Below are 8827 nucleotides of genomic sequence, written 5' to 3' on the forward strand. Positions count from 1 at the left end.
TATATGAACATCAAAGTCATTTATAAGACTGTTTATCCATTGAGGGAGGTCATGTGATGGACAGGGTGTCAGGCCAGGCTACTGCAGAAGCACGAACCGTCGAGAAGCTTATTGAAAGCTTTCCAACCCAGATTAGGGAGATTATAGAAACATTACGAGGGGTCGCCAAGGCCAACATGCCAGGTGCACATGAATTTGTGTATCATGACGCCATCAACTACAAATTACCTGAATCGCCAGGTACGTGGATCTGTTACAATCGGATTCTTTCTGAAAGAAGGATTTTACTTTAATTTTGTATTTAGGAGGATTTGAAAATGGAAATAGGTATAGATACGTTTGTTGAAACAACTCCGGATGTTACAACTGGCAAGACGATAAGTCATGCAGAGCGATTGCGGCAAGTTGTTGAAGAAATCGTCCTTGCCGATCAGGTTGGGTTGGATGTATTTGGGGTCGGCGAGCATCATCGTAAGGAATTTGCGGATTCCGCTACTGCCGTTATTCTGGCGGCAGCGGCGCCCATGACCAAAAGGATACGCTTGACCAGTTCGGTTACCGTGCTCTCTGCTGTTGATCCCGTACGTTTGTTTCAGCAATTTGCCACGCTCGATGGTATTTCTAATGGACGTGCTGAGATAATCGCGGGTCGAGGCTCTATGGTCGATGCGTTCCCATTGTTTGGTTATGATTTAAAAGACTACGATGAGCTTTACGAGGAAAAATTGGATCTATTACTAAAATTAAGGGACTCAGAGAAGATAACCTGGAAAGGAAAGCATCGACCGGCCCTTACGAATCTGGGTGTGTATCCGCGTCCAGTTCAGAACCGTTTACCCGTGTGGCTTGGCAGTGGGGGTAATGCGGAATCGGTCATACGAGCAGGGGTATTGGGACTGCCTCTTGTTCTGGCGATCATTGGCGGGAGTCCCTTGCAATTTGCTCCGCTCGTGCCGCTCTATAAGAACGCTGCTACTCGTGCTGGACATGATGCATCGAAATTACCGATAGACATACACTCACTCGGGTTCGTTGCGGAGAGTACCTCGCTTGCGGTTGACAAGTATTTCCCTCCCACTCAGGCAACGTTTAATTCTTTTGCTAAAGAGCGCGGTTGGGGACAGTTTAGCCGTTCTCAATTCGATGCCGCATGCAGCTTAGATGGCGCATACTACGTAGGCGATCCCGAAACGGTGGCCAACAAAATGATTTATATGCGCAAACATTTAGGCTTCTCACGATTTTTCCTGCATTTACCTGTCGGCACCATGCCACATGAGGATGTTATGAAAGCCATTGAACTATTGGGAACGGAAGTCGCCCCGCGAGTTCGGGAAGAGTTCGCAAGATCGGGAAGCTGAGGAAAGAATGTAAGTTGCGGTCGAGGGCTTCTCCGAAGTTTTGCATAATGAAGTAAAACCTTTCGAGGCACCGCCACTGCGTCTGTTGCTCGGCACTAGGGCAGTCCAATTGGCCGAAAATCGTATGGAAGCGTTCAGCGACGGCCAATATAAACCGGCAATCAGAGTCGATTAATATTCAAGAATGTGACGCGCGCCTGATGGTGCGCTTTTTTTGTGAAAGCTCAAACAACAGAAGAGTATTGAATGCCCCAACATTTATGTCATTTATGTCTGAACATTTGTGTCGTTAGACATTTGTCGGGTGACAAGAACATTATCTCATTAAAGGCCGCGTAAATCGCGTCTTTTCATTATTGCAGCTGTTACATTCGGTGGCCACGCCGCGGGGTCCGGGTTACAGCAGCGAAGGCTATTTGTATACCTCTTTGATACTTATAAGTATTATTTTTTTGGCAAATTGTTTAAACTAAGTAATTTTGGCAAAGAAGCACCGCTACGCATTGCGAGCAGGCTTCTTTTTCTATTTTCTGGAATAAATCAGCATAAAAATACACAAAATAAAAACGAAATTTTTAGGAAGGGGGGAAGGGATTTGGAGCTGAGCACGCCAGTGGATGTGAACGAAAGGGTGACGATCAATCACGAGGCGTTACGACAAATTTTTCACAATTGTGCTGATATCGTATTCAGACCGTTAAAACTTACGGATCACTCCGATATTTTACTCGTTTATATTGAAGAGCTGACAGACTCAAATAGATTGGAACAAATTATATCGGCCTGCATGATTAGTCGCGATTTTGATCGACTGACCCAATACACAGTTGCTAATCAATTACCGGAAATTGTAGCCAAAGTCTTGAAAGGCAGTACGGCGATTTTTCTAGACGGTATGCCTTATGCATATTTAGCAGATCTGACTAAATTCAAACAACGCGCAATCGATGAACCATCGAATGAGGCGTCAATTCGCGGTCCGCGTGAAGGTTTTACCGAGGACCTCAAAACAAATTTAAGCATGATCCGAAGAAAAATAAGTCATTCCAGATTAAAGTTCGAATTGCATCAAGCCGGAGAACTAACGAATACGGAGTTCGTTGTTGCGTATATCGAAGAGGAAGCGAAACCGGAGCTGCTTCAAGAAGTCAGAAGAAGGCTTCAGGCTTTTCGCTCCAATCAACTGCTGGACTCTGGTTATATAGAAGAGTTTATCGAGGACAAGACCTTTTCCTTATTCCCGCAAATCCAAAATACAGAACGTCCGGACACCATATCCGCGAGTCTACTGGCAGGTAGAGTTGCCATTATCGTCGACGGCTCTCCGAACGCTTTATTGCTGCCCATGACTTTTTGGTCAGGATTTCAAGCAGCGGAAGACCATTATGAACGGTTCTTATACGTTTCGGCAGTCAGATTTATCCGGTTCCTGCTGGCAATTATGTCTTGCTTACTTCCTTCTGTATATGTTGCGCTTACGACGTTCCATCCACAGATGATTCCGCTTAATTTAATGCTCAGTATTTCGGTATCTCGAGAAGGGATTCCGTTTCCCACCGTAATCGAAACCTTATTAATGGAACTGATGTTCGAAGGGCTGCGGGAAGCCGGTCTTCGGTTGCCTAAAGCAATCGGCTCGGCAGTAAGTATCGTAGGGGCGCTGGTAATTGGCGAAGCAGCTGTCCAAGCTGGTTTTATCTCTGCTCCCATCGTGATGATCGTTGCAGGGACCGGAATTGCCTCGTTTGCGTTTCCGAACTACAGTTTGGCTTTGCCGTTCCGAATTTTGAGGTTTCCACTCCTGATCTTAGGTGGATTCCTTGGTCTGTATGGTGTCGCCATCGGGGTCATGTTCGTAATGATTCATCTTGTAACATTGAAGTCATTCGGAGTCCCCTATCTAAAACCGATAGCTCCAATTGGGAAAAAATTCTGGAAGGATACGCTGATACGAATGAACAAACGATACGTTTCGGAGCAACAAAAACAATGAAGAAAATAATGCTAATTCTGTGTTTAATACTGACAATGATCATTTCTGGATGTTGGGACCGGAATGAAATTAATGAATACGCATTCTGGATTGGAACTGCTCTGGATTTGTCAGAGAGTGGAAAACTTCAAAAAAGCGCTCAGGTTGCAGTACCTGCCAGTATCAATAGCAAAAGAGGTGGTGGGGGAGGGGGAAACGAGCAAAGAGGAAACATTGTACTAACAGCTACGGGAACTTCAATCGTTGACTTAGAACAACAAATTCAGGATAAACTGCCGCGCAAGATTTTTCTTGGACAACGCAGATCCATTTTCATTGGCGAAAAGCTGGCGAAAAAAGGCTTAATTGATATTATGGATCAATTTACACGAAATTCCGATACGCGTATGCGCACAGATATCTTCGTTGTCAACAATGGAGAAGGCAAAGATGTATTGAAAATTAACAGTCCGTTCAATCAATTCTCAGCGATCGTGGCCGTTGAACAAGACCGATTTTGTCGTTTAGGGGACACTGCTTTACGAGATGTCTTACTCGATATAGGACGGGACGGCATCCGGCCTTCCATGCCGATGGTTGAAATTACACCGAATAATGAACAAGAGAAACATGAAACGATCGAAGTGAAATCCGTTGCTATTTTTAATAAAGACTTGCAAATGGTCGGGAAAGTGAGCGGGAGAGAATCCCTGGAAATGTTTTGGGTGAAAGGAGTGTTGAAAGATCAATTTATGACGGAAGATACGGAGGAAGGCAGTATATCTTTGTACGAATCCAACCTAAAAAAATCCATTCGTACCCAATTGATAGGCAATAAAATTAAAGCCGATGTGAAGCTAGAGGGAACAGGGAGAGTTCTTGAAAACAACACGGATATCGATATATCCGAATCCGCAGAACGTATTCCGTTAGAACGTAAGCTGAATAAAATCAAAGCGAAGAAAGTAGAAGCAACAATTAAGAAATTGCAGCTTCAGTATGGTCAGGACGTGATTGGCATCGGTGAAGAAATTCATAGAGAACATCCTTACCGCTGGAAAGAAATTCGAAAGAATTGGGATGAAATCTTTCCGACTGTTGAGGTATCGGTTCAAGTCAAATTGAAAATTCAGGATTCGGGGAATATTGGCAAGCGCATCCCAGGAATAGGAGATAGAAAGTGAAAATTTCGATCTGGCAGTTGTTTTGGATGCTCACAACGTTAGAAATTTCAATGAGTATTTGGCTTACTGTATCTCCCACGATAGAGATTGCTAGACAGGACGCCTGGATCTCACTGGCAGTAGCAGGTGTCATTGGACTCGTCGTGACTCTGATTTTAGTTCGAGTTTGTCAACGGCATTCCACACACACACTGGTGGAGTTTGCACAGAAGCTTTTTGGGAAATGGGTCGGGAAGCTGATCGGTGTGCTGTATATGTTGGTGTGGTTCTCCGTATCGGCAGATATATTGAGAATATTCTCGTTATTTATTAAGCAATTTTTGTTTCACGAAACGCCGATCTGGGTCATCGCCATTCTTATGATCGCTGCTATGGTCTACATCAACTACGCAGGAGGCGTCGAAGCTATTGCTCGTTTCAGTGAATTAGCTGGCCCCCTGCTGCTAGTCGGCATTGTCATTACTTTTGGATTAAATGTAGCGAATCTGCGCCCAACGCTTCTCTTACCTGTATATGTAGACTCTGGGGCTATATCTATTTTGAAGGGTTCGTTTGTGAATGCATCATTTCTAGGTGAATCCATGATGATCATGATGTTAGTTCCTTTCATTTCCAATTCGCAAAAGATGCTTAAGCCCACTCTACTAGCGATATGTATTCCATCCTTAATCGCCGTCATTACAGCAATTTTTGTAATTATGACATTCGGAACCAATATCGGATCCACCTTAATTTTTCCGTACTTTAGCATGGTGCGATTTATTAATTATCTGGAATTTATTCAAAACTTGGATGTCTGGATTATGTTCATTTGGATTTTTAGTGTCTTCGTAAAACTAGCCATTTACCTGTTCATCAACAGTTATGGAACCGCACAATTGATTGGCATCAAGAATTGGCGGGTCATCATCGGATTTGCGGCCACCGTCATTTTTACGTTTTCTTTAGTGCCGGCCAACGTCATAGGTATGTTGGATTTTGCGAAATTCGTATGGATTATTTACATTTTTCCAATTTTCATTGTAGGATTGCCGATCATTCTACTGCTCGTTAGTCTTCTGAGAGGCCAATCACTGGCACAGGGTCAGAAATAGCGACGAATCCTAACTGGGGGAAATTGAATGTTCAAAATTTAAATGCCCCAGTAAAATTCTCCAAGTAGTAGCAAAAAGTGCAAGGGGCTTAATTGACGGTTAATCGCCGGTAATCGACTATGAAAAAGGGCGATTTTTTTATATCAGAAAACCCCCAGATCGAATGGGGGCTCAGGGAAGTTTATAACTATGAGTAGTCATCAAGAATGGGATAAAGTTCTTGGGAATGTATGTTCCTGTATAGACATATGTACAAAATACAACGTAATATTAATTTACAAGTTTCGTTGACGAGTCTATAAATCTACTGTATTTTCATATATTGTTACACATCATATGCGCCTTGATCCGTTATTGAAATTGAACAACATGTGACGTTCAGACAAGTATTGAGCTAAATACGATTTAAAAAGAGTAGCTAGGCTTCCAGTCATTTACGGTGCATTTAATGAAAATTCCTTTATAGCCCTTTGTCAATGATGGGGATACCGTATTTCTGGCGTGTATAAGGGGAAAATTATAATGTTTACTGTTCTCTACAAAATTTAAGGTTTCGAAACGGGTGATGGTGATGCAAAAGATTAAGCACAAAGACAAATGGAACGATCTCTTCGAACTGGTGATGTATGTGCTCGCCGCCGCTTGCTTTGTTTATTTTCTGATGAAAGGCATCCAGGAAAAAATGTTGGAGGCCGTTTTGATTGTTGCGGTGTTGCTAAGCATCAGAGTCGTGGTCAAAATCACAAAGACCAGGATGTTTGCCGCGCTCCGGTTCTCCGTCTTGTTGTTCATCTTAATCACCATGTTTATGGCCAACGAGTTTGGATTATACAACGTAATCCCTTACCTGGATAAAATCGAGCATCTCTTTTCGGGCGTGATCCTGTGCTTTGTCGGTCTGTTGATTTATAAAAAGGCGAGCGATAGAGAAAATACGGCCGTGTTGAGTGCGAAGGTCGCCGTGTGGTTCAGTCTTTTCTTTTCCGTCGCCATGGCCGGAGTCTGGGAAATCTACGAGTTTACGATGGACCGTTTGTTCGGACTTATTTCGCAAAATGGAAGTTTGGTCGACACGATGACGGACATTATTTGCGGAACTATAGGCGCCGTAATGACCGGCATCTATCTAACTTTCAAGGCGAAGCGAAGGAAAATGCCGTTGATGTTCCATTTATTGAAGTAACGGTCAGGATAGTGGAATTGTTGCTCAGCTACTTTAACTCAAGTAATATTTGATACTATATAATTTTTCTTGGCAATAATATGGTATGGGGTGTGTTGGAATCTATCTGATATCGGGTCCATTCGGGGTTGGTAAATCAACGACTTCGAAAGAACTTGCACGAAATGTTGAGCAGTGCGTTCTTTTAGAGGGTGATGTTCTTCTTAATATGTTAAATGACGAATTATTACTTTCGTGGAAGAACGATTACGACTCACATGGGAAAATATCCTGGCTTTAACGAGGAATTTTTTTGCAACATGATCTATATGTCGTTATTAATTTTGTAGTAGAGGAAGAACTTGATTGGTTTTGCAAACATTTATCCGACTCAAATGTGAGATTAAAATATGTTGTACTAAAAGCAGATAAAGAAAAAATAATCGAACACAACTCTAAAACAACCCGCAGAAACGGTAGAAGAAATCATAACAAATTCTCGTTTCAACGTGTCTCTTGAAACCTTAGATTAAACGGATACGATAGCACTGTGATCGGGAGGTGTTCAACAAACGGGTAGCTTAGTATGATGCGCAGCAAAATTCAAAGGAACGAGAATCCCGTCTTGCTTCAGAACGGCCCAAGACCTGTCCTCCGTATCTCCCCCAACGGGATCGACGACCAGATCCACATCTTTGACGACATCTTCGAAAGCCGTCGTGGTATAATCAATGACTTGATCCGCGCCCAGAGACTTAACGAAGTCCAGGTTAGAGGTTGAAGCGGTACCGATCACATTGGCTCCCTTCCATTTGGCCAACTGAACGGCGAATTGTCCCACACCGCCAGCGGTCGCATGAATGAGGACAGTTTGACCGGCTTCCAACTCTCCTTCGGTAAACAAGGCTTTCCACGCTGTTTCCGCGCCGCCCTTGATCGAGGCTGCATCCTCGAAAGAGAGACCGTCCGGCATATTCACCAGTTCATTCACCGGAGCTATGCCAAACTCCGCATAGGCACCATTTACGATTCCGAAGACGCGAGCACGAACAGTAAATTCAGTTACTCCCGGGCCTGTTGATTCGACAATTCCGGATGCGAAAATCCCTGGATGTAGGGAAGTGACTTGGGGGATACAGCCTGCATCCATCCTTTGCGAGTTTTCCAGTCAAAAGGGGTGACAGCTGCATAACGGATTTTGACAAGAACTTCCCCGGCTAACGGGTTAGGGCGGTCGACTTCTTCGAGTTTCAATACATCTGGACCACCAAATTCATGAACAAGAATTGCTTTCATCCTGGATTCGGACATATTATTCGCCTCTTCATATTTCAAAATCTCGTACGTTACTTTGTTCGACAGCTCCATCAACAACGTTTTTTCGTGTTCGGTGAGAGCATTCGACGAAATGCTCTCCAGCTTGTGCCATGTGTTAACATGCAGGACTCTAGTTTGCGTCCCGCTTCGGTGAGCGACACAAGGGTGACGCGTCCGTCCTCGGGTGAGCGTCTGCGAATAACCAAGCCCGCATCTTCCAATCGCTTAACCGATTTGGCTACAGTGGAGTGATCCAGACGCAAGGTTTGGGAGAGACGGTTCTGTGATTGCTGATCCTGCTGGAACAGCTGCATAAGTATGAGTTCTTGCCCGGGGAACAGGTTTATCTCACGAAACAACTGTGTCGCCAATGCACGGTGTGAACTTGCAAGCGCGAAAAGCGAAAAGCTAAGAGGGAACTGTTGTCGGGTTTGGTTAAGGTCATCCACGTGAATTTCAGTACCTGAATGCTGCTCACTTGGTCCATGTCATAACCTCGGCTTATAGTTACTTCCTTCTACTTCAATCCTGCATTCTCAATTTAATATTAGGAACTTCAATGCTTTTAATTATGATTTTCATAAAAATAATTTACTATAAAAAAAGCATTGACTAATTTAATGTAAGTTGTTATTATGATAAATGTAATCGGAATTCCTTACACAATTTCAAATACAAAACAGTAAGATGTGAGGGTTATAACGGGAAAAAGTAAGTTCGCGTTTGATGCCACAAAA

The 8827-nt window shown here is 43.5% G+C and carries 9 protein-coding genes; 6 read left to right on the plus strand and 3 right to left on the minus strand.

Going from position 1 to position 8827, the window contains the following annotated elements; translation table 11 throughout:
* The first annotated feature begins 56 nt into the window (after window positions 1-56).
* The 6 genes from BLT91_RS25035 (at window position 57) to BLT91_RS25060 (ending at window position 6794) form a co-directional block, all read left to right on the plus strand.
* Window positions 57-293, plus strand: coding sequence for a hypothetical protein (locus BLT91_RS25035; RefSeq protein ID WP_090826188.1), 237 nt, complete (start codon window positions 57-59; stop codon window positions 291-293).
* A 24-nt stretch (window positions 294-317) separates the two neighbouring features.
* Entirely contained in the window at window positions 318-1361 is a 1044-nt protein-coding gene (locus BLT91_RS25040; RefSeq protein WP_090826191.1) for an LLM class flavin-dependent oxidoreductase, read from the plus strand.
* 595 nt (window positions 1362-1956) lie between these two features.
* Window positions 1957-3354, plus strand: a complete 1398-nt coding sequence (locus tag BLT91_RS25045) for a spore germination protein (RefSeq protein ID WP_090826194.1) — start codon at window positions 1957-1959, stop codon at window positions 3352-3354.
* On the plus strand, window positions 3351-4517 hold the full coding sequence (locus tag BLT91_RS25050; protein WP_090826199.1) for a Ger(x)C family spore germination protein: 1167 nt from the start codon (window positions 3351-3353) through the stop codon (window positions 4515-4517). The genes BLT91_RS25045 and BLT91_RS25050 overlap by 4 nt, the downstream gene beginning before the upstream one ends.
* Window positions 4514-5611, plus strand: coding sequence for a GerAB/ArcD/ProY family transporter (locus BLT91_RS25055; protein WP_090826202.1), 1098 nt, complete (start codon window positions 4514-4516; stop codon window positions 5609-5611). The genes BLT91_RS25050 and BLT91_RS25055 overlap by 4 nt, the downstream gene beginning before the upstream one ends.
* A 571-nt stretch (window positions 5612-6182) precedes the next feature.
* Window positions 6183-6794 carry a DUF2238 domain-containing protein gene (locus tag BLT91_RS25060; protein WP_090826207.1) on the plus strand — a complete coding sequence of 204 codons (612 nt, stop codon included), beginning with the start codon at window positions 6183-6185 and terminating at the stop codon, window positions 6792-6794.
* A 544-nt stretch (window positions 6795-7338) separates the two neighbouring features.
* On the opposite strand, the gene BLT91_RS25070 is transcribed toward BLT91_RS25060, so the two are convergent.
* Genes BLT91_RS25070 through BLT91_RS30960 form a run of 3 tightly spaced genes read right to left on the minus strand, consistent with a single transcriptional unit; the run spans window position 7339 to window position 8539 of the window.
* Window positions 7339-7923, minus strand: coding sequence for an NADP-dependent oxidoreductase (locus tag BLT91_RS25070; protein ID WP_090826210.1), 585 nt, complete (start codon window positions 7921-7923; stop codon window positions 7339-7341).
* Entirely contained in the window at window positions 7836-8141 is a 306-nt protein-coding gene (locus BLT91_RS31990) for an MDR/zinc-dependent alcohol dehydrogenase-like family protein (protein ID WP_175532510.1), read from the minus strand. The genes BLT91_RS25070 and BLT91_RS31990 overlap by 88 nt, the downstream gene beginning before the upstream one ends.
* Window positions 8141-8539 carry a MarR family winged helix-turn-helix transcriptional regulator gene (locus BLT91_RS30960; RefSeq protein ID WP_254777137.1) on the minus strand — a complete coding sequence of 133 codons (399 nt, stop codon included), beginning with the start codon at window positions 8537-8539 and terminating at the stop codon, window positions 8141-8143. The genes BLT91_RS31990 and BLT91_RS30960 overlap by 1 nt, the downstream gene beginning before the upstream one ends.
* Between the last annotated feature and the right edge of the window lie 288 nt (window positions 8540-8827).

This window comes from Paenibacillus sp. yr247 (assembly GCF_900103825.1).
Lineage (GTDB): Bacteria > Bacillota > Bacilli > Paenibacillales > NBRC-103111 > Paenibacillus_E.